General features: G+C 69.6%; 17 protein-coding genes. 6 read left to right on the plus strand and 11 right to left on the minus strand.

Annotation, left to right across the window (positions count from 1 at the left end):
- Window positions 1-6: 6 nt before the first annotated feature.
- Entirely contained in the window at window positions 7-951 is a 945-nt protein-coding gene (locus tag PotMrB4_RS12915) for a LysR family transcriptional regulator (RefSeq protein WP_074971267.1), read from the minus strand.
- 138 nt (window positions 952-1,089) lie between these two features.
- On the opposite strand from PotMrB4_RS12915, the gene PotMrB4_RS12920 reads away from it, so the two are divergent.
- From PotMrB4_RS12920 to PotMrB4_RS12940, 5 genes are all read left to right on the plus strand, one after another.
- Window positions 1,090-2,187 (plus strand): 4-oxalomesaconate tautomerase, encoded by a 1,098-nt coding sequence (locus tag PotMrB4_RS12920; RefSeq protein WP_197939517.1) that lies wholly within the window; start codon window positions 1,090-1,092, stop codon window positions 2,185-2,187.
- Window positions 2,188-2,414: 227 nt separating this feature from the next.
- On the plus strand, window positions 2,415-3,719 hold the full coding sequence (locus tag PotMrB4_RS12925) for a CitMHS family transporter (RefSeq protein WP_044404795.1): 1,305 nt from the start codon (window positions 2,415-2,417) through the stop codon (window positions 3,717-3,719).
- A 67-nt stretch (window positions 3,720-3,786) separates the two neighbouring features.
- Window positions 3,787-5,064: an OprD family porin gene (locus tag PotMrB4_RS12930; protein ID WP_074971271.1), complete on the plus strand. Its 1,278-nt coding sequence runs from the start codon at window positions 3,787-3,789 to the stop codon at window positions 5,062-5,064.
- A 71-nt stretch (window positions 5,065-5,135) separates the two neighbouring features.
- Complete coding sequence (locus tag PotMrB4_RS12935; protein ID WP_172435082.1) at window positions 5,136-5,849, plus strand: TerC family protein; 714 nt, start codon at window positions 5,136-5,138, stop codon at window positions 5,847-5,849.
- A gap of 114 nt (window positions 5,850-5,963) precedes the next feature.
- Complete coding sequence (locus PotMrB4_RS12940; protein ID WP_232060828.1) at window positions 5,964-6,416, plus strand: cyclophilin-like fold protein; 453 nt, start codon at window positions 5,964-5,966, stop codon at window positions 6,414-6,416.
- A gap of 44 nt (window positions 6,417-6,460) precedes the next feature.
- Here PotMrB4_RS12940 and PotMrB4_RS12945 read toward each other — a convergent pair whose 3' ends face one another.
- The 3 genes from PotMrB4_RS12945 to PotMrB4_RS12955 are packed head-to-tail and all read right to left on the minus strand — an operon-like array spanning window position 6,461 to window position 9,649.
- Window positions 6,461-6,934, minus strand: coding sequence for a (R)-mandelonitrile lyase (locus PotMrB4_RS12945; protein ID WP_232060829.1), 474 nt, complete (start codon window positions 6,932-6,934; stop codon window positions 6,461-6,463).
- Between the two features lie 31 nt (window positions 6,935-6,965).
- Window positions 6,966-9,191: a xanthine dehydrogenase family protein molybdopterin-binding subunit gene (locus PotMrB4_RS12950; protein WP_172433499.1), complete on the minus strand. Its 2,226-nt coding sequence runs from the start codon at window positions 9,189-9,191 to the stop codon at window positions 6,966-6,968.
- 11 nt (window positions 9,192-9,202) lie between these two features.
- A complete protein-coding gene (locus tag PotMrB4_RS12955) occupies window positions 9,203-9,649 on the minus strand; it encodes a (2Fe-2S)-binding protein (protein ID WP_142009679.1) in 447 nt (148 codons plus the stop codon).
- Window positions 9,650-9,870: 221 nt separating this feature from the next.
- On the opposite strand from PotMrB4_RS12955, the gene PotMrB4_RS12960 reads away from it, so the two are divergent.
- A complete protein-coding gene (locus PotMrB4_RS12960; RefSeq protein ID WP_172433500.1) occupies window positions 9,871-10,851 on the plus strand; it encodes an XdhC family protein in 981 nt (326 codons plus the stop codon).
- A 7-nt stretch (window positions 10,852-10,858) separates the two neighbouring features.
- Here PotMrB4_RS12960 and PotMrB4_RS12965 read toward each other — a convergent pair whose 3' ends face one another.
- The 7 genes from PotMrB4_RS12965 to PotMrB4_RS12995 all read right to left on the minus strand — a co-directional run bounded on the left by PotMrB4_RS12965 (window position 10,859) and on the right by PotMrB4_RS12995 (window position 18,505).
- Entirely contained in the window at window positions 10,859-11,767 is a 909-nt protein-coding gene (locus tag PotMrB4_RS12965; RefSeq protein ID WP_172433501.1) for a LysR family transcriptional regulator, read from the minus strand.
- A gap of 25 nt (window positions 11,768-11,792) precedes the next feature.
- A complete protein-coding gene (locus PotMrB4_RS12970) occupies window positions 11,793-13,016 on the minus strand; it encodes an MFS transporter (RefSeq protein WP_172433502.1) in 1,224 nt (407 codons plus the stop codon).
- A gap of 171 nt (window positions 13,017-13,187) precedes the next feature.
- Window positions 13,188-14,081 (minus strand): LysR family transcriptional regulator, encoded by an 894-nt coding sequence (locus PotMrB4_RS12975; RefSeq protein ID WP_142009673.1) that lies wholly within the window; start codon window positions 14,079-14,081, stop codon window positions 13,188-13,190.
- Window positions 14,082-14,170: 89 nt separating this feature from the next.
- Complete coding sequence (locus PotMrB4_RS12980) at window positions 14,171-15,220, minus strand: NAD(P)-dependent alcohol dehydrogenase (protein ID WP_172433503.1); 1,050 nt, start codon at window positions 15,218-15,220, stop codon at window positions 14,171-14,173.
- 24 nt (window positions 15,221-15,244) lie between these two features.
- Window positions 15,245-16,273, minus strand: a complete 1,029-nt coding sequence (locus tag PotMrB4_RS12985; RefSeq protein WP_172433504.1) for an alpha/beta hydrolase — start codon at window positions 16,271-16,273, stop codon at window positions 15,245-15,247.
- Window positions 16,274-16,479: 206 nt separating this feature from the next.
- A complete protein-coding gene (locus PotMrB4_RS12990; RefSeq protein WP_172433505.1) occupies window positions 16,480-16,647 on the minus strand; it encodes a hypothetical protein in 168 nt (55 codons plus the stop codon).
- Between the two features lie 151 nt (window positions 16,648-16,798).
- The gene (locus PotMrB4_RS12995) at window positions 16,799-18,505 is read right to left on the minus strand and encodes an amidase (protein ID WP_172433506.1); all 1,707 of its coding nucleotides are present in this window, start codon (window positions 18,503-18,505) and stop codon (window positions 16,799-16,801) included.
- Between the last annotated feature and the right edge of the window lie 248 nt (window positions 18,506-18,753).

Consider the following 18,753-nt stretch of genomic DNA (forward strand, 5'->3'; position numbering starts at 1 on the left):
GGCGGTTCACGTCCGTTGCCGCCGGCCCTTGCGGGGTTCGGGTTGCGGCGGCTCGCCGGTCTCGCGCCAGCGCCTGAGCAGCATTTCGATGAACAGCTCGGCGGTGCTGGAAAGCGGCTCGCCGTCGCGGCGGACCAGGCCGATGGTGCGTTCGATGTGCGGGGGCGGCAGGTCCCGTGAGCAGAGGTTCTCGTGCTCGGCGTCGGGCATCGCCATGCGCGGCAGGATGGCCACGCCGAGGCCGCTCTCCACCAGGCCCAGGGAGGTGGACAGGTGCTGCACCTCGTAGAAGCCATTGAGGCGGATGCCGTGGCCGGAGAGGGCGCTGTCCAGCAGCATGCGGTTGCCGCTGTCGCGGCTGACGGTGATCAGCCGGACGTTCTGCAGGTCCGGCCAGCCCACTTCCGGTAGCGCGGCCAGCGGGTGGTCGCTGCGCATGGCGAGGACGAACGGGTCCCGCAGCAGCGGGGTGAAGCTCACGTCCGGGTGCTGGGCGCTGATCATGTTGATGCCGAAATCGGCGTCGCCGCTCACCACCCGTTCCAGCCCTTCGTTGGCACTGACGTCGAGGATGCGGATGCGGATGCCCGGATAGGCCTCGTTGAACACGCGGATGACACTGGGCAGGAAGTAGAACGCTGCGGTGGGAATGCAGGCGATGGTGACGGTGCCCTTCTGGTGGGTCTTCAGCTCGCGGATGCCCTGCAGCGATGACTCGTAGTCCTCCAGCATGCGCCGTGCACGGGGCAGGTAGTCCTTGCCCACCTCGGTCAGCCAGGTGCGCCGTGTGGTGCGCTCCAGCAGCTTGGCGCCGAGGGTTTCCTCCAGCTTCTGCAAACGGCGGGAGAGGGCGGGCTGGGACAGGTGCAGGGCCTGGGCGGCTTCCTGGAAGGACTGCGATTCGGCCACCCGGACGAAGGCGGCGAGGTCAAGGAACTCTATTCGATGCATGAAAGGTCAGCCCGTTTGCTGGTTTGTGCATTAATCCGATTTGGTTATTTATCGTGGTCGATATTTGCATTTGAAGCATTAAAACGGCGCTGACAAGCTCTGTCCATCGTTGAAACGGTCATGGGTTAGACCAAGATGATGAACAGCATCCCCTGCATGATCATGCGCGGCGGCACCTCCCGCGGCCCCTTCATCCACATGAACGACCTGCCCGAATCCGTCGAGGCGCGGACCGAGGTCCTGCTCGACCTGATGGGCTCCGGCCACCCGCTGCAGGTGGACGGTATCGGCGGCGGCAACTCGCTCACCAGCAAGGTGGCCATCGTCGGTCGCTCCTCCCGGCAGGACGCTGACGTGGACTACCTGTTCGCCCAGGTGGACGTCATCGAGCGCCGGGTCGACTACACCCCCAACTGCGGCAACATGCTTTCTGCCGTCGGCCCCTTCGCCATCGAGACCGGCCTGGTGGCGCCGACCTACGGCGAGACGCGGGTGCGGGTGTTCAACCTCAACACCCAGCGCATCATCGAGTGCGTCGTGCCGACGCCCCGTGGCCGGGTGGAGTACGAGGGCGAAACCTGCATCAGCGGCGTGCCGGGCCGCGCCGCGGGGATCCGCCTGAGCTTCCTCGACGTGGCCGGTGCCAAGACCGGTGCGCTGCTGCCCACCGGCCAGGCCCTGGAGTGGATCGACGGGGTGGAGGTCAGCTGCATCGACGCCGCCACGGCAACGGTGCTGATCCGCGCCGCTGACCTGGGGGTGGACGGCCATGCCGACCCCGCCGTGCTGGACGCCGACGGGGCGCTGCTCGCGCGGCTGGAACGCATCCGCCTGGAAGCCGGCCGTCGCATGGGCATGGGCGACGTGAGCGGCTCGGTCCTGCCCAAGCCCATCCTCCTGAGCCCCGCCCGTCACGGCGACGCCACCCTCTGCGCCCGCTACTTCGTGCCCCAGCGCTGCCACAAGGCGCTGGCGGTGACGGGGGCTATCGCCCTGGGCGCGGCGGTCAACGTACCGGACAGCCTCGCCCAGCGCCTGGCCCTGGACAGCGGCCGCACCGAGGCGGGGCGGACGCTGGAGGCGGTGCGCATCGAGCACCCCTCCGGCCACCTCGACCTGCAGGTCGAGCTGCGCGGTGGCAATCCCCTGGACATCGCCCGCGTCTCACTGATCCGGACGGCCCGCAAGATCATGGACGGGCGCCTGTTCTACCGCCTTCCCGAGGCCCTGCACTGACCGCCGGGCCTCACCTCCCACCCCCGACATAACAAACACAAGACGGGTAACCGACATGCATGCCACAGCCTTCGCACACCCCTTCCGATCCAGCCGGCCACTGCGGCCGTATCCCGACGCGACAGCCTGACGGGCCCTTGCCCGCTCCCTCGATCAGCGGCTTCATGGCGGGCGGTTCGCGCCGCCCGCCCGAGGCAGGAACCTAATAACTACAAGAGTCCAACGCCATGCTTTCTCTGCTCGGTTTGTCCATGGTGGTCGTGTTCACCTACCTGATCATGACCAAACGCCTTTCCCCGGTCGTGGCCCTGACCCTGGTCCCCATTGCCTTCGCGCTCGCCGGCGGCTTCGCCCCCGAACTCGGCAAGATGATGCTCGACGGCCTGAAGACGGTCGCCCCTTCGGCCGCGCTGCTGCTCTTCGCCATCCTGTTCTTCGGCATCATGATCGACGCCGGGCTGTTCGACCCGCTGATCCGCCGCATCCTCCAGACGGTCAACGGCAACCCGGTGAAGATCGCCATCGGCACCGCGTTGCTGTCGCTCATGGTCGCCCTGGACGGCGACGGCACCACCACCTACATGATCACCGTCGCCGCCATGCTGCCGCTGTACCGGCGCATCGGCATGAACCCGCTGGTCCTGGCCTGCATCGCCATGCTCTCGCTCAGCATCATGAGCGGCATGAGCCCCTGGGGCGGCCCCGCCACCCGCGCCATCGCGGTGCTCGGGCTGGATGCCAGCGCGTACTTCATTCCCATGCTGCCGACCATGGTCGGCGGGGCGCTGTGGGTGGTGTTCACCGCCTGGGTACTGGGGCGCCGCGAGCTGAAGCGCATCGGCAGCGTGCACCTGAAGACCGGCGGCGACGATTGCTACATCAAGGCCATCCTGGCGGACAGCCCGCACAAGCGGCCGCGCCGCATCCTGCTGAACCTGCTGCTGGTGATCGGGGTGATGACCGCCCTGGTCATGGGGCTGATGAACGCGGCGGTGCTGTTCATGCTCGGCTTCGTGGTGGCGCTGATGGTCAACTACCCGCGCCTCGAAGAGCAGAAGGAGCGCATCCTCGCCCACTCGGGCAATGCGATGACCGTGGTGCTGCTGGTGTTCGCCGCCGGTGTGTTTGCCGGGATCTTCTCCGGCACCCAGATGGTCGATGCCCTGGCCAACTCCCTGGTGCAGATGATCCCCGCCAGCTGGGGCCGGATCTTCCCGCTGGTGGTCGCCATCACCAGCATGCCGCTGACCTTCGTCCTCTCCAACGATGCCTACTACTTCGGCATGGTGCCCATCCTGGCCCAGGCGGCCTCGGCCTACGGCATCGATCCGGTGGAGATCGCCCGCGCCTCGGTGCTGGGCCAGCCGGTGCACCTGATGAGCCCCCTGGTCGCCTCCACGCTGCTGCTGATCGGCATGGTCGACCGGGACATCGGCGACTTCCAGCGCTTCACCCTGAAGTGGGCGGTGCTGACCTCGCTGGTCATCACCGCACTGGCCCTGCTCAGCGGCGCCATCAGCCTGGTCGCCTGAGCCTCCCCGTCCGTCAGCGTCCCGCCCCCTTCCGGGAGCGGGCGATTTCCCACCCGTGAGGTGCACCATGTCTCCCCATCACGCCCTGCGCCGCAGCGGCGCGGTACTCGCCTGCGTGGCCGCCGCGCTTGCACCCGAGGCCGTTGCCGAGGGCTTCTTCGCCGACAGCAAGGCCACCCTGCAACTGCGCAACCTCTACTTCAACGACGACTTCAAGGACGAGTCCGGGATGTCGCCCCGGGCCGCTGCCAGCGCCCAGTCCCGCCGCGAGGAGTGGGCCCAGGGGTTCCTGCTGGATGCCCAGTCCGGCTATACGCCAGGCCCGCTGGGGTTCGGCCTCGACGCCCTCGGCCTGCTGGGCGTCAGGCTGGACTCCGGACGCGGACGGGCCGGTACCGGGTTGCTGCCGCGCCATGACGATGGCCGGGCGGCGGACGAGTTCTCCAGCCTGGGCCTCACCGCCAAGGCGCGCCTGGGCGGAACCACCCTCCGGCACGGCACCCTGCAACCCAGGCTGCCGGTGCTGGTGCGCAACGATGCCCGCCTGCTGCCGCAGACCTTCGAGGGCACCCAGGTGTCCAGCGTCGACATCCCCGGCCTCAGCCTCACCGCCGGCTACCTGAGGGAGGGCCGCCAGCGCGATTCCAGCGACGACCGCCCCCTCACGGCCGATGGCTACGGCGGCGACCGGGGCGAGGGCTTCTGGTTTGCCGGCGCCGACTACAAGGTCGGCAAGCCGCTGGTGCTCAGCTACTACCTGGGCGAGCTGGAGGCCTTCTATCGGCAGCACTACCTGGGGCTGGTGCACACCCTGTCCCTGGGGCCCGGCAGCCTGACCAGCGACCTGCGCTACTTCCGCAGCCGCGATGTCGGGCAGGCCCGCAACGGCGAGCTGGACAACCACATGCTCAGTGCCCTGCTGACCTACAGCGTCGATGGCCATGCCCTGAGCGCCGGCTACCAGCGCCTGAATGGGGAAGGGGGCTTGCCCTTCGTCGAAGGCGCCACCGTCTACAGCTTCAGCAATGCCGGGGTGGGCAAGTTCGTCGAGGAGGACGAACGCACCTGGATGCTCGGCTACGCCTACGACTTCGCCGCCCTCGGCGCGCCGGGGCTGAGTGCCGGCCTGCGCTACTTCAAGGGACGGGATGGAACCACCGTGCTGCGGGGGGCCGAGGTGGCGGCCAATGAGTGGGAGCGTGACCTCGACCTGGCCTATGTGGTGCAGACGGGCGCCCTCAAGGGGCTGGGCCTCAAGTGGCGGCACATCGCCTACCGCTCCAGCTACAGCCGCGACCGCGACAACAACCGGCTCTACCTGACCTACGACATCGCCCTCTGGTAGGGCCGGATGCTGCGTGCCCAGCGGACCATCCGGGCGCTCGGACGGGCGCCCTGCAACCCAAGGAGATACCCCTGATGGACTGGCTGACACAGCCTGAATTCTGGATGGCCCTGGCGCAGATCGTCGCCATCGACATCCTGCTGGGCGGCGACAACGCCGTGGTCATCGCCCTGGCCTGCCGCCACCTGCCCGAGGCACAGCGTCGCCGTGCGATCCGCGGCGGCGTGGCGGGTGCCATCGCATTGCGCATCCTGCTGCTGTTCTTCGCCCTGCAACTCCTCGCCTTGCCTTTCCTCAAGCTGGCCGGGGCGCTGATGCTGCTGTGGATCGGCATCAAGCTGTTGCAGCCCGAGCCGGAGGCCGCCCACGAGGTGGCGGCCGGCACCGGTTTGTTCAGTGCCATCAGGACCGTCATCGTCGCCGACGCGGTGATGAGCCTGGACAACGTGCTGGCCGTGGCCGGTGCGGCCGGTGGCAACCTGCTGCTGGTGAGCCTGGGCGTGCTGATCAGCATCCCCATCATCGTCTGGGGCAGCCAGCTCGTCCTGCGCCTGCTGGATCGCTACCCCCAGGTGGTGCTGCTGGGCGGCGGCCTGCTGGGCTGGATTGCCGGCGGCATGCTGGTGACGGATGTGGCCCTGGCCGGCTGGTTGCCCGAGGCCGCCTGGGTCCGGCCGCTGGCATCCGCTTCCGCTGCCGCGCTGGTCATCACCTGCGGGCTGCTGGTGGGCCGCCGGCAACCGACCGTCCCGGCTGAGGGTGGGCAGGCCGACCCCGAGGGCTGAGGTGCTGGGCATTGTGCGATCCGGTTCATGGCGGCATTCGGCAGCGAAGGATGCAGGGCAGGACGGCGGACGGCACCCTCCGGATCGACCGCCCTTGTCCACGAGGTAGCCCGAATGTCCAACCTGCGCCGTCGCTGGCGACCCCTTGTGTCGGCCTCGACCCTGGCCAGCCTGCTGGCCCTTGCCGCCCCCACTCACGCCCAGGAGCCTTCCATGCAGATCCGCCTCGAGCTCGACGATACGACCCTCACCGCCACCCTCGACGACACGCCCAGCACCCGCGAATTCCTCGCCCAGCTGCCGATGGAACGGGTCCTCCAGGACTACGCCGAGACCGAGAAGATCAGCGACCTGCCCAGGCGGCTGACCACCGAAGGCGCGCCCGACGGATACACGCCCAGGGCCGGTGACCTGGCCTACTACGCGCCCTGGGGCAACCTGGCGATCTTCCACAGGGATTTCCGCTTTTCCCGCGGGCTGGTGCGGCTGGGCCGGCTGGACGGTGGGGTGGAGGCCTTGCGCCAGGCCGGGCCGCTGAGGGTGATGATCCGCCGGCTCGAACCCTGAGGACGGTAAAAGCGAAGCGGCGGCCCAAGGGCCGCCGCGGTGTTTCAGGGGGTGTACTGCTCGGTACTGACCGGTTCCAGCCAGTCCACCGCCTTGCCGTCCTGGGCGTCCTGCAGGGCGATGTGGCGCATGGCCTGGGTGGCCGTTGCACCGTGCCAGTGCTTCACGCCCGGTGCGATGCGCACCACGTCACCCGGGTTGATGACCCGGAGCGGCTTGCCCCATTCCTGCACCCAGCCCTGGCCGGAGGTGACCAGCAGGGTCTGCCCGCGCGGGTGGCTGTGCCACACCGTGCGGGCGCCAGGGGCGAAGGTGACGTGGGCGCCGCTGGCCGGGCTGTAGTCGGTGGCGGTGAAGAGCATGTCCACCACCGCCTGGCCGGTGAAGTAGTCGGCCGGACCGCTCTGGCTGGCCTGGGCGCCATTGGCTTGCACCTGGATGCCTTCGGCCTCGCCGGCAAGGGCCGTGCCGGTGCAGAGCTGGGCGAACAGCAGGGTGGTGCGGAACGGGTGCTTCATGGCGATTCTCCGGTGTGGTTGGGGCCGACACCTACGCGTCGGCAAAGCGCGCCCGGGACAGAGGCAGGCTGCGTAGCCGCTGGCCGGTGAGGGCGGCCACGGCATTGGCCACGGCCGGTGGCACGCCGGGCAGGCCCGGCTCGCCGACGCCGCCCATGGGCGCACCGCTCTCGACGATGCGCACGTGTACCCGGGGCATGCGCGCCTGGGGCAGCACGGCATAGGCGCCGAAGTTGCGGGCACGTGGCTGGCCGTTCTCGTACACCACCTCTTCCAGCAGCGCGGAGGACAGGCCCAGGGCCACGGCCGACTTCACCTGCGCTTCGACGATGGCCGGGTTGACGATGGAGCCGGGGTCGAAGGCCACCCAGACGTCGTGGACCACGATCTGCCCCTGCTCGATGGACACCTCGGCGATGGTCGCCACTTCGCTGCCGAAGGGTGAGGCCATGGCCACGCCCCGGGCCCGCCGGCTGCCGTCGGCAGCGGTGAAGGGGCCGCGTTTCCAGCCACCGGACAGCGCCGCCACCGCTTCCAGCAGGGTCTTGTGCCGGGATTGCTCGGCCAGCAGGTGCAGGCGCAGCGCATAGGGGTCCTGCTGGCCGGCATCGGCCAGTTCATCGAGGAAGGACTCGTAGAAGAAGTCGTTCATCGAGTGGCCCACCGAGCGCCAGAAACCGAGGGTGGGCGGGTGCTCCACGTACACCTGCGACACGCGCCGGTGGGGGATGGCGTAGACCTTGCCGGCCAGGCCTTCCACGGCGTTGTCGTTGGCCTTGCCCTGGACCCGGCCGAACCAGCGTTCCGTGGCGCTTTCACCCATGGTCTCGGCCACCAGCGCGTGGGGCAGCCCCTGGGCATCGAGGGTGGCCCGCAGGCGTGTCACGCCCATGGGGCGGAAGGCGTCGCGGAGGAACTCCTCCTCGCGGGTCCAGATCAGCTTGATCGGCGCCTTCACCGCCTTGGCCAGCAGGATGGCCTGGGTGAACGGGTTGGCGGTGCCGTAGAGGAAGTGCCGGCCGAAGAAGCCGCCCAGGGGCGGGGAGTGCAGGATGACCTTCTCCGGCGGCAGGCCGGCCACCTTGGCGGCAGCCTGTTGGAACATCTCCGGTGCCTGGTTGGGCAGCCACAGCTCCAGGGTGCCGTCGGCGTTGTAGCGGGCGAGGGTGGACGGCGGTTCCAGCTGGCCATGGGCGAGGTAGGGCGCGTCGTAGGTGGCTTCGATGACCGTGGCCTGCGGCCCGAACTGGGCGTCGGGCTGGCCGCTCTGCTCGGCCACCACACCCGGCCCCGGCGTGGCTGCCAGGCGCTCGCGAAAGGCCGCCGAGGAGAAGTCCGCCGGCATGGCGTGGGCGATGCCTGCCGGTGCCTCGCGCCAACTCACCCTGAGGCTTTCCACCGCACGGCGGGCCTGCCACCAGCGCTGGGCCACCACGGCCACGGCGCCAGGCAGGCGGTGGACGGAGTGCACGCCGGGCATGGCCTTGACCTCCGCCTCGTTGGCCAGGGCTTCCGGCTCCATGCCCATGCGCGGGGCGTGCTGAACGGCAGCCAGCAGCATGCCGTCGAGCGTGAGGTCGATGGTGTAGGCCACCTTGCCGGTGGCCTTGTCGCGGGCGTCGAGGCGCTTGACTGGCTTTCCGATCCAGCGGAAGTCCTTCCTGTCGCGCAGTTTCACCTCGGCGGGAGGCGTCAGGGCGGCGGCCAGGGTGGCCAGTTCGCCATAGCCCAGGGTGCGGCCGGAGGCGGGGTGGACGACCTCGCCAGGGCGCGTGTCGAGGCTGGCCAGCGGTACGTCGAGCTTGGCGGCCGCCACCTGCAGCAGCATCTGCCGCGCACTGGCGCCCAGGCGGCGCATCACCTCGATGCTGGAGCGCACCGAGAAGCTGCCGCCGGTGAAGCGGGCACCGTTGACCAGCAGGTAGTCCGGCCCGGGTGGCGCGCACTCGACGCTGAAGCGTTCCGGAGCGATGTCCAGCTCCTCGCCGACGATCTGTGCCAAAGCGGTGTAGATGCCCTGGCCACCCTCGACGAAGGGGCTGCGCAGCAGGGCACTGCCGTCGGCACGGATCTCCAGGAAGGCCGGCAGGCGCGTGCCGGGTTTCACCGTGGCGGCTTCGGCCGCGCGCAGCACCGGGGCCGGCAGCAGCGCGCCGAGCACCAGGGCACCGAGGCTGGCGCCGACGAACCGGCGGCGTGAGAGGTTGAGCGGCATGCCATCGACGGGCAGCGTGCCGAGGAACTGCGACAGGTTCATGGTGGTATTCCTCAGGCCTTGGCCAGTTGCTGCACCGCATCGGCGATGGCGTTGTAGGTGCCGCAGCGGCACAGGTTGACCATGGCGTTGGTGATCTCCTGCTGGCTGGGCCTGGCGTTGCGCTTGAGCAGGGCGGTGGCGGTGAGCACCTGGCCGGATTGGCAATAGCCGCACTGGGGCACCTGGTGCTCGACCCAGGCCTCCACCACGCGCTGGCCCACCGGGTCCTGCTCGATGGCTTCGATGGTGGTGATGGCCATGTTGGCCACGGCGCTCACCGGCATCACGCAGGCGCGCAGCGGCTGGCCGTCGGCGAGCACGGTACAGGCGCCACACTGGGCCGCGCCGCAGCCGTACTTGGTGCCGGTCAGGCCGAGTTCCTCGCGGATCACCCACAGCAGCGGGGTATCGGGGCTGGCGTCCACCTGGCGGCGGGTCCCGTTGATCATCAGTTCCATCGTCGTGTCCTCGGTGGGGCGTTCTGCACGCGGGAGTGGGGCCAGGTATTAGCCCAGAGACGTGGCGCCGGGGAAACGCCGCCCCGCCGAATGCCCCTATGCACGGCATCGAACAATCCATTCATCGATGCCGTTCATGGCCACATTCGAGGCGGCGATATGGGCCGTATGGCCCGTCGCTGCTAGGGTCGCGAACTTTCCCGTCGTTTCAGGACACCGCCATGCAACACCTGGACATGCTGGTCATCGAACGCGCCCTGGCCTGGTCCCGCGAGGGCCGGGTCATCTGGCTCAACACGGTTCTGGCCACCTTCGGTTCCGCCCCTCGCGAGCCTGGCTCGCTGCTGGTGGCGCGTGAGGATGGCCAGCATGTCGGCTCGCTCTCCGGCGGCTGCGTGGAGGAGGACTTCCTCGAACGGCTGATGGCCGGTGACTTCAACCAGGCGGTGACGCGTATTCGCTACGGTGACCCCGATGGGCCGCAGGGCGCGCGCATCCGCCTGCCTTGTGGCGGCATTCTCGCGGTGTTGGTGGAGCGCCTGCTGCCGGTGCCGGACACCTGGGCGCACCTGGAGGCGCTGCAGGTGGCGTTGGCCGGGCAGCGTGCCTGCCGTCGCCACGTGGACCTGGAGCACGGCGGCCTGCGCCTGGAGCCGGACGATGGCCTGGGTCCCCGGGTGGAGATCGCTGCCGACGAGCGCAGTGCCGCCATTCGCGTCGGTCCGGTGGCGCGCCTGGTGATCGCCGGGATTTCCCCGGTCTCGGTGTTCTGCGCCCAGTTCGCCCAGGCCATGGGCTTCGAGGTGATCGTCTGCGATCCACGCGAGGAGGCGCTGGCGGGCTTCGCTGTGCACGGCGTGGAGGTAAGGCCGGTGCTGCCTTCGCTGTTCATCGCCGCCGATGGCTGCCATCGCGCCACCGCCGTGGTGGCCCTGACCCACGACCCGCGCATCGACGACCTGGCGATGATCGAGGCAGTGCGAACGCCGGCCTTCTACATCGGGGTGATGGGCTCCCAGCGCACCTCCCGCGCGCGGGCCGAGCGCCTGCGCCGCTCCGGCGGTCTGGACGAGGCCCAGGTCGCCCGGTTGCACATGCCCATCGGCCTGGCGCTGGGCAGCCGCACGCCCGCCGAGATCGCCCTGGCGGTGATGGCGGATGTGCTGCGGGTGTACCGGGGGCGGCCGCGGGACGCGCTGTGACGCGCCCTCAGCGGGCGTCCACCTTCAGTGCGGCGATCAGCGCCGACATGGCGCCGGAGGGCTGGCGGCGGCTGGGGTAGTAGAGGTGGTAGCCGGCCCAGTAGGGGCACCAGTCCTGCATCACCGAGTGCAGGTGGCCGCTGCGGATGTAGGGCAGGGCGATGTCTTCCGGCACATAGGCGATGCCGAGGCCGGCGATGGCCGCGTCGAGGCAGTCGTAGATGCTGTTGAAGATCAGCTGGCCGGGCACCCGTACGTTGCAGGCCTGGTCGCCCTGGCCGAACTCCCAGGCCCACAGCCCGCCATAGGTGGGCAGCCGCAGGTTGATGCAGCTGTGCGCCTGCAGGTCGTCCGGGTGGTGCGGCAGGGTGCGCCCTTCGAGGTAGCGCTGGGTGGCCACCACGGCGAAGCGCAGGTCGGGGCCGATGCGTACGGCGATCATGTCCTGGGCCAGGCTGTCCCCCAGGCGTACGCCGGCGTCGAACTGCTCGGCGGCCAGGTCGACCAGCTGGTTGTTGGAGTGCAGCTCGACATGGATGCCCGGGTGTTGCGGCAGGAAGCGCTTCAGCCGGGGAAACAGCACGGTCCGCAGGGCATGGTCGGAGGCGGTGATGCGGATGCTGCCGGTGGGGCTGTCGCGCAGGTCCGCCAGGTCGGCCATGCCGGCGTCGATCTCGGCCAGGCGTGGGGCCACGGTGCGCAGCAGGCGCTCGCCTGCCTCGGTGGGCGCGACGGTGCGCGAGTTGCGTGCCAGCAGGCGGGTGCCGAGGCGCTGCTCCAGGCCCTTCACTGCGTGGCTGACGGCCGATTGGGAGAGCCCGAGGTGGGCGGCGGCACGGGTGAAGCTGCCCTCGCGGGCTACGGCCACGAGGGCCACCAGGCCGCTGAAGGCATCGCGGAGAAGGTCGTCGCTCATGCGAGGGCTCCTGGGCGGGTGGGGATCAACGTGCATTTCCGATGGCGGGGCCGTGCCCGGCCTGTTGGCGACCCGGTTTGCGGATGCGCCAGCCGGAGCCGATCAGCACGCCGGAGAGTAGCAGCATCACGGCGCCTCCCAGCAGGGGCGCGCTGCTGCCGAAGCGGTCGAGCAACTGCCCGCCGAGGGCGCCGCCGAGCATGATGGCCAGCTGGATGGCGGCCACCATCAGGCCGCCGCCGCTCTCCGGTTCGTCGTCGATCTCGCGGGCCAGCCAGGTGGACCAGCACACCGGGATGGCGGCATTGATCGCGCCCCAGCCGACCATGAGCGCAGCCACGGCCCCCAGCGAGTGGCCCAGCTCGACCAGGCCCAGGGTGACGACGGCCAGGGCCAGGGGCAGGTAGCGTAGCAGCGGGTAGAGGCGCTCGCGCTGAAGCATGTGGCTGGCGAAGTGGGTACCGGCGAACCCGGCCAGGCCCAGGCCCAGCAGAAGCCCCGAGAGCTGCCGGGCATCGACGCCGGTGGCGTGTTCCAGGAACGGGCGGAAGTAGGTGAAGGCCCCGAATGCGCCGGCGAAGGTGAGCATGGTTGCGAGCATGCCCAGTCGCACATGGCGTCGGCGCAGCAGGCTGAACAGACGACCCACCGGGATGCTCGCCCGGGGCGGCATCGACGGCAGGCTGTACAACTGCCAGAGGAGGGTGGCCAGCACCAGGGGCACCAGGCCGCCGAACACCACGCGCCAGCCGAACAGGCCGCCCAGGTAGGCCCCGATGGGGGCGGCGAAGGCCGTGGCCACGGCATTGCCCATGAAGATCCAGCCCAGTGCGCGGGGCACCTCGCTTGCCGGCACCAGGCGGATCACGGTTGCCGTGGAGAGCGACCAGAAACCACCGATGGCCAGGCCAAGCAGGGCGCGGGCGGTCATCAGCAGGGTGAAGCTGGGGGCCAGGGCGATCAGCACCAGCGACAGCAGCATCAGCACGGTCATGGCCATCAGCACCCGGCGGCGGTCGTAGCGCCCGGCAAGGGGGGCGATCAGCAGGCTGGCCAGCACGGCGAACAGGCCGGAGATGGAAATGGCCTGGCCGGCCTGGCCCTGGGTGGCGTGCAGGTCCTGGGCGATGGGGGTGAGCAGGCTCACCGGCATGAACTCCGAGGCGATCAGCAGGGCAACGCAGAGGGCCAGGGAGCCGACGGCACTGCCGAGGGCGGTGTTGCCGGGGGCGGACGGGATGGGGCGCATGGGATTCTCGCGGAAAGGATGGGCCCTGGCGCTGCCTGGGCAGCACCGCGAGCGGTAGGTAGGGAAAGGCCGGAGTGGCGTTCGTTCAGGTGGGGGCCATCATAGGCAGCCGGGCACCGGCGAAGAACCGCAGGGGTTGCACGCGGCCATGAGCCGGATTGGACAATCGCATCAGTCCGGGTGGCGCAGGGCCTCGATCACCACCTGCATGGCCCGGGACAGCTCGCGCTGGTTCGAGTAGTACAGGTGGTAGCCGGGGAAGGTGCTCCACCAGTCCTGCAGCACCGGCACCAGGTGCCCGGCATCCAGGTGCGCCTGCACCCGGTCCAGCGGCACGTAGGCCAGGCCGAAGCCGGCGACGGCGGCGCTGACGATGGCACGCACTTCGTTGAACACCAGTTGCCCGTCGACCCGGACATTCAGGGCCTGGCCGTCGTGGCACAGCTCCCAGGCCCAGAGGTTGCCGCGGGTGGGCAGGCGCAGGTTGATGCAGCGGTGCTCGGCCAGTGCCTGGGGCGTGGCGGGTGCCGGGTGCCGTGCGAGGTAGGCGGGCGCGGCCACCAGGGCGAAGGTCAGGTCCGGGCCGATGCGCACGGCGGTGATGTCCCGGGCCAGGCTGTCTCCCAGGCGCACACCGAAGTCGAAGCGCTCCTGGACGATGTCGACCAGGGTGTTGTCGGCGTGCAGCTCCAGGTTCAGTTGCGGATAGCGGGGCAGCAGGGGCTCCAGCCGTGGCCAGAGCAGCGTCTCGATGGCGTGCTCGGTGGCGGTGATGCGCAGGGTGCCGGTCGGCAGCTCGCTGAGGTCGGTGACCCGCCTCAGTTCGGCTTCGATGGCCTGCAGGCGCGGCGCGACCACGGCGATCAACTGCTCACCGGCCTCGGTCACCGAGACGCTGCGGGTGGTGCGGGTCAGCAGGCGAACGCCGACCCGCGCCTCCAGGCTGCGGATGGTGTGGCTGAGCATGGATTGCGACATGCCCAGGCGCGCGGCGGCACGGGTGAAGCTGCGCTCCTCGGCCACGGCCAGCAGGGCGAGCAGGTCGCTGTAGGGTTCGCGGGGCATGGCGGTCCGGGCGGGGGAGGGTGTGCGGGAATTCTTGCGGGGCCGAGGCCCCGGCGCAAGGGGCGCCCGGGGTGGGCGCCCGTCGGCGGTCAGGCGGAAAGGGTGGCCGAGTCGATGACGAAGCGGTACTTCACCTCGCCCTTGAGCATGCGCTCGAAGGCGTCGTTGATCTGCTCGGCGCGGATCAGTTCGATGTCGGCGACGATGCCGTGCTCGGCGCAGAAATCGAGCATCTCCTGGGTTTCGGGAATGCCACCGATCATCGAGCCGGCGATGCTGCGGCGCTTGAAGATGAGCTTGAACACCTCCGGCGGGGTATGCGGACTGGCCGGTGCGCCCACCAGGGTGAGGGTTCCATCGCGCTTGAGCAGGGCCAGGAAGGGGTTGAGGTCGTGGGGCGCCGCCACGGTGTTGACGATCAGGTCGAAGCTGCCGGCGTGTCCGGCCATCTCCTCGGCATTGCGCGACACCACTACTTCGTTGGCACCCAGGGCGAGGGCGGCTTCGCGCTTGCCCTCGGAGGTGGTGAAGGCCACCACCTGCGCGCCCAGGGCATGGGCCAGCTTGATGCCCATGTGGCCCAGGCCGCCGATGCCGACGATGCCCACCTTCTTGCCCGGACCCGCCTGCCAATGGCGCAGCGGCGACCAGGTGGTGATGCCGGCGCACAGCAGCGGTGCCACGGCGGCCAGTTGCTCCTCGGGGTGGCTGATGCGTAGCACATAGCGTTCGTGCACGACGATGCGCTCGGAGTAGCCACCCAGGGTCCAGCCTGGCGCGTCCGGGGTGGGGAAGTTGTAGGTGCCGACCATGCCGTCGCAGTAGTTCTCCAGGCCGGCGTCGCAGTCGGCGCAGTGCTGGCAGCTGTCGACGATGCAGCCCACACCCACCAGGTCGCCCGGTTCGAGCGTCGTGACATGGGCGCCTACGGCGCTGACGCGGCCGACGATTTCGTGGCCCGGCACACAGGGGAACCGGGTGCCGGCCCACTCGGCGCGGACCTGGTGCAGGTCGGAGTGGCAGACGCCACAGAAGGCGATGTCGATCTGCACGTCATGGGCGCCGGGCGCGCGGCGCTGGATGGTCATGGGTTCGAGCGGCTTGTCGCCGGCATGGGCGCCGTAGGCGTGAACGGTCATGGTGGGCTCCTTCAGCAGGTGGGCTTACTTGAGGTGGGCGCGGAAGAACGTGGTCAGGCGATCGAAGGGGATCAGCCCCACACGGTCGTACAGGTCCACATGCCCGGCTCCGGGGATCACCACCAGCTCCTTGGGCTCGGCCGCACGGCGGTAGGCGTCTTCGCTGAACTCGCGGGAGTGGGCGTCTGCACCGGTGATGAACAGCAGGGGGCGCGGCGAGATGGTTTCGATGTCTTCGAACGGATAGAAGTTCATGAACTTCACGTTGCTGGTCAGGGTGGGGCGAGTGGTCAGGTCCGCGCTCTGCCCGGCAGGCGTGAAGGCGCCACGGGGCGTGCGGTAGAAGTCGAAGAACTCCCGCTGGATCGGGTCGGTGTCAGGCTCAAGACGGGTGACCGTGCCGCCGGTGTAGCGTGTGGCACCGCCGGTGTACTCCACGTAGCGCTGCTGGGCGGCCTCTTCGAGGATGCGCTTGCGCTGTTCCAGCGTCAGGGAGTGGTGCAGTGCCTGGCGATTCGCCGCACCCATGTCGTACATGCTGACGGTGGCGATGGCCTTCATGCGCGGGTCGATCTTGGCGGCGGCGATGGCGAAGCTGCCGCTGCCGCAGATGCCGAGCACGCCGATGCGCTCGCGGTCGACCCGGTCATGGGTGCCGAGGTAGTCCACGGCGGCACTGAAGGCTTCGGCGTAGAGGTCCGGGGAGACGGCGTTGCGCGGCTGGCCTTCGCTCTCGCCCCAGAAAGGCAGGTCGATGGCCAGGGTGATGAAGCCCTGCTCGGCCAGTTTGGTGGCGTACAGGTTGGCGCTCTGTTCCTTCACCGCGCCCATGGGGTGGCCGACGATCAACGCCGCATTGCGGCTGCCGGGGGCAATGTCGCGGGGGATGAACAGGTTGCCGACCACGCGCATGCGGTACTGGTCGAGGAAGGTCACCCGTTGCTGGGTGACCTTGTCGCTGGTGTAGAAGTTGTCTGCCTGATGGGACATGTCTGCTGCCGTTGCCACGAGTGAGTTGAACAGGAGGCCGAGGGCCAGGAGGAAGGTCTTCATGGTCTGCTCCGAGCAGGTGCCGTGGAGAGCAGGACTCTAGGGCGCCTGCGCCGGGCCAATAAGGGGGCTTTAGCGCAGGCGGCGATGCACCAGATTGCATAATCCGGTGCGTCACAGTGGAGCGCCTCGCAACCGTGGCGCCTCGGTCGAGCTCATGGTTCCCGGGGAATTCCGCGCGTTTCGGGCGTTGCCCTTGAATCGCCCGGTCAGCCGCGCAACCCGTTCGCCGAGGGGCGGGCGGTGTCCAGGTCACTGCCGTTGGGCGACAGTTCGGGCTGGGCCATGGCGCCCCGCCAGCCGCCGCACCCGCAGGTGGGGCGGTTGAAGGAGGTGTTGCAGGCATTCCGTGACCCGGGGAACTGAGCAATGGTCATCCAGTACCCGCATCGCGCATTGAAGGCGCCACGGGTGCGGGTGGTGCCGGAGTGCCTCCCGGAGGCGTTCGCCCAGGACGCTGCCCTGCGGCGTTAGAAGCCTTTCGCAGCCTGAATGCAAGCACCCCGCCGGGTGGCGGGGTGCAGGGGGTCAGCCTTTCAGCGGGGGCGTGCGCGGCGGGACGATCCGGCGCGAGCCGGTGGACTCGAACGCGGCGGCGTAGCGCAGCAGGGCGTTGTCGTCATAGGCGCGGCCGGCGAAGGTCAGGCCCACCGGCATGCCGATGTCGGCCATCACACCCATGGGCACGGTGACGGTGGGTACGCCCAGGTGGCGGATGGCGAGGTTGCCGTTGGCGACCCAGACGCCATTGCTCCAGGCGATGTCGGCGGAGGCCGGGTTGACGTCGGCATCCGCCGGGGCCACGTCGGCCACGGTGGGGAACAGCACGGCGTCCAGGCCCTGGGCCTGCATCCAGTCCTCCAGGTCGATCTTGCGGGTGTACTCCAGGGCGCGCAGGCCGTCGGGCAGGGTCTCGATGCGGTCCCAGGGGGTGATGCCGCGTTCGGCCATGGTCACGTACTCGGCCATGCTCGCCGCCAGGTCGCCCTCGCGGTTGGGCAGGGTGCCGGGTTCGTGGGGGAAGATCTGCGGGCCATCCACGTCCTTCAGGCGGTTGAGCTTCGGATCGCCGTTGGCCTGGAGGAAGTCGTCGAAGGCCCAGGCGGTCAGGTCCCACAGCTCGTGGTGGAGGAACTCCTTGGAGACGATGCCGCGGTTGAACACCGTGGGCGCGCCGGGGCGGTCGCCCTCGCAGTTGGAAACCAGCGGGAAGTCCACTTCCACCACTTCGGCGCCGGCCGCTTCCAAGGCCTGGCGCGCCTGCTCCCACAGGGCGATGACGCTGGGGCGGGTGTGGATGCGCTGGCCGGTGGGGCCGCCGATGCCGGGGTTCTCGCTGGTGCCGGCGTCCGGGTCCTGGTTGATGAACATGCGCGGCACGCCGAAACGCTTGCCGGCCAGGGCTTCGGTGCCGGCGGCCAGGTCCTGGTAACGGGCGGGGCGGACTTCGCTCACCGAGGGGATCGGCACCCAGGGCTGCAGGCGCCAGAGGTCGCCGCGCTTCTCGGCGTCCTCGGCGACGATCACGTCGAGCACGTCCAGCAGGTCGGCCATGGTGCGGGCGTAGGGCACCACCACGTCCATGGTCGGGGTCAGCGGCCAGTTGCCACGGATGGAGATCACCCCACGGGACGGGGTGTAGGCGCACAGGCCGTTGTTGGAGGCGGGGCCCCGGCCGCTGGACCAGGTCTCCTCGGCCAGGCCGAAGGCGGCGAAGCTGGCAGCCGTGGCGGTGCCGGCACCGTTGGAGGAGCCGGAGGCGAAGGGCGCGGTGAGGTAGCCGGCGTTGTAGGGGCTTTCGGCACGGCCGTAGACGCCGCGCTGCATGCCGCCGTTGGCCATGGGCGGCATGTTGGTCTTGCCCAGGCAGATGGCGCCGGCGGCGCGCAGGCGTTCGATGGTGAAGGCGTCGCGGTAGGCCACCAGGTCCTTGAAGGCGGGGCTGCCGGAGGCGGCGGTGAGGCCCTTGACCAGGTAGCTGTCCTTGGCGGTGTAGGGGATGCCATCCAGCGGGCCGAGGGTTTCGCCCCGGGCGCGGCGGGCGTCGGAGGCCTCGGCTTCGGCGAGGGCCTCGGGGTTGCGCACCACCACGGCATTGAGGGCGGTGGCGGTGTTGGGGCCGTCATAGGCGTCGATGCGGGCGAGGTAGGCCTTCACCAGCTCGACGGCGGTGGTCCGGCCCGACTCCAGCGCAGCGCGCAGGTCGGCAATGGAAACTTCGGTTACTTCGATCATGGGGTCACCGCTGGCAGGTGCCGCGTGGCACGCGTGGTTCGGAATTCGGCGGGCAGGGCCCGGGGCTCGATGCCTCCCGGGCCGTGGGCCGGGCGAGTCGAGGCGACCTATTTAGCATCTGGCGGCGTCGGGCGGAATCTCCTGGTCGCGTTTTCGCATGTGGGTGGCCTGTTCGCGTCCGCCAGCGGGTTTTGGCGAGGCGGTTTTTCCTCTTGTAGACTTCCCCCGCCTTGTCAGAAAAGAACGCC

It is taken from the genome of Metapseudomonas otitidis (assembly GCF_011397855.1).
In the GTDB taxonomy this organism is placed as follows: Bacteria; Pseudomonadota; Gammaproteobacteria; order Pseudomonadales; family Pseudomonadaceae; genus Metapseudomonas; species Metapseudomonas otitidis.

Coding starts and splice junctions, on each gene's coding strand:
- PotMrB4_RS12915 (WP_074971267.1), bottom strand. CDS start 951: ATGCATCGAATAGAGTTCCTTGACCTCGCCGCCTTCGTCCGGGTGGCC.
- PotMrB4_RS12920 (WP_197939517.1), top strand. CDS start 1,090: ATGAACAGCATCCCCTGCATGATCATGCGCGGCGGCACCTCCCGCGGC.
- PotMrB4_RS12925 (WP_044404795.1), top strand. CDS start 2,415: ATGCTTTCTCTGCTCGGTTTGTCCATGGTGGTCGTGTTCACCTACCTG.
- PotMrB4_RS12930 (WP_074971271.1), top strand. CDS start 3,787: ATGTCTCCCCATCACGCCCTGCGCCGCAGCGGCGCGGTACTCGCCTGC.
- PotMrB4_RS12940 (WP_232060828.1), top strand. CDS start 5,964: ATGTCCAACCTGCGCCGTCGCTGGCGACCCCTTGTGTCGGCCTCGACC.
- PotMrB4_RS12945 (WP_232060829.1), bottom strand. CDS start 6,934: ATGAAGCACCCGTTCCGCACCACCCTGCTGTTCGCCCAGCTCTGCACC.
- PotMrB4_RS12950 (WP_172433499.1), bottom strand. CDS start 9,191: ATGAACCTGTCGCAGTTCCTCGGCACGCTGCCCGTCGATGGCATGCCG.
- PotMrB4_RS12955 (WP_142009679.1), bottom strand. CDS start 9,649: ATGGAACTGATGATCAACGGGACCCGCCGCCAGGTGGACGCCAGCCCC.
- PotMrB4_RS12960 (WP_172433500.1), top strand. CDS start 9,871: ATGCAACACCTGGACATGCTGGTCATCGAACGCGCCCTGGCCTGGTCC.
- PotMrB4_RS12965 (WP_172433501.1), bottom strand. CDS start 11,767: ATGAGCGACGACCTTCTCCGCGATGCCTTCAGCGGCCTGGTGGCCCTC.
- PotMrB4_RS12970 (WP_172433502.1), bottom strand. CDS start 13,016: ATGCGCCCCATCCCGTCCGCCCCCGGCAACACCGCCCTCGGCAGTGCC.
- PotMrB4_RS12975 (WP_142009673.1), bottom strand. CDS start 14,081: ATGCCCCGCGAACCCTACAGCGACCTGCTCGCCCTGCTGGCCGTGGCC.
- PotMrB4_RS12980 (WP_172433503.1), bottom strand. CDS start 15,220: ATGACCGTTCACGCCTACGGCGCCCATGCCGGCGACAAGCCGCTCGAA.
- PotMrB4_RS12985 (WP_172433504.1), bottom strand. CDS start 16,273: ATGAAGACCTTCCTCCTGGCCCTCGGCCTCCTGTTCAACTCACTCGTG.
- PotMrB4_RS12990 (WP_172433505.1), bottom strand. CDS start 16,647: ATGACCATTGCTCAGTTCCCCGGGTCACGGAATGCCTGCAACACCTCC.
- PotMrB4_RS12995 (WP_172433506.1), bottom strand. CDS start 18,505: ATGATCGAAGTAACCGAAGTTTCCATTGCCGACCTGCGCGCTGCGCTG.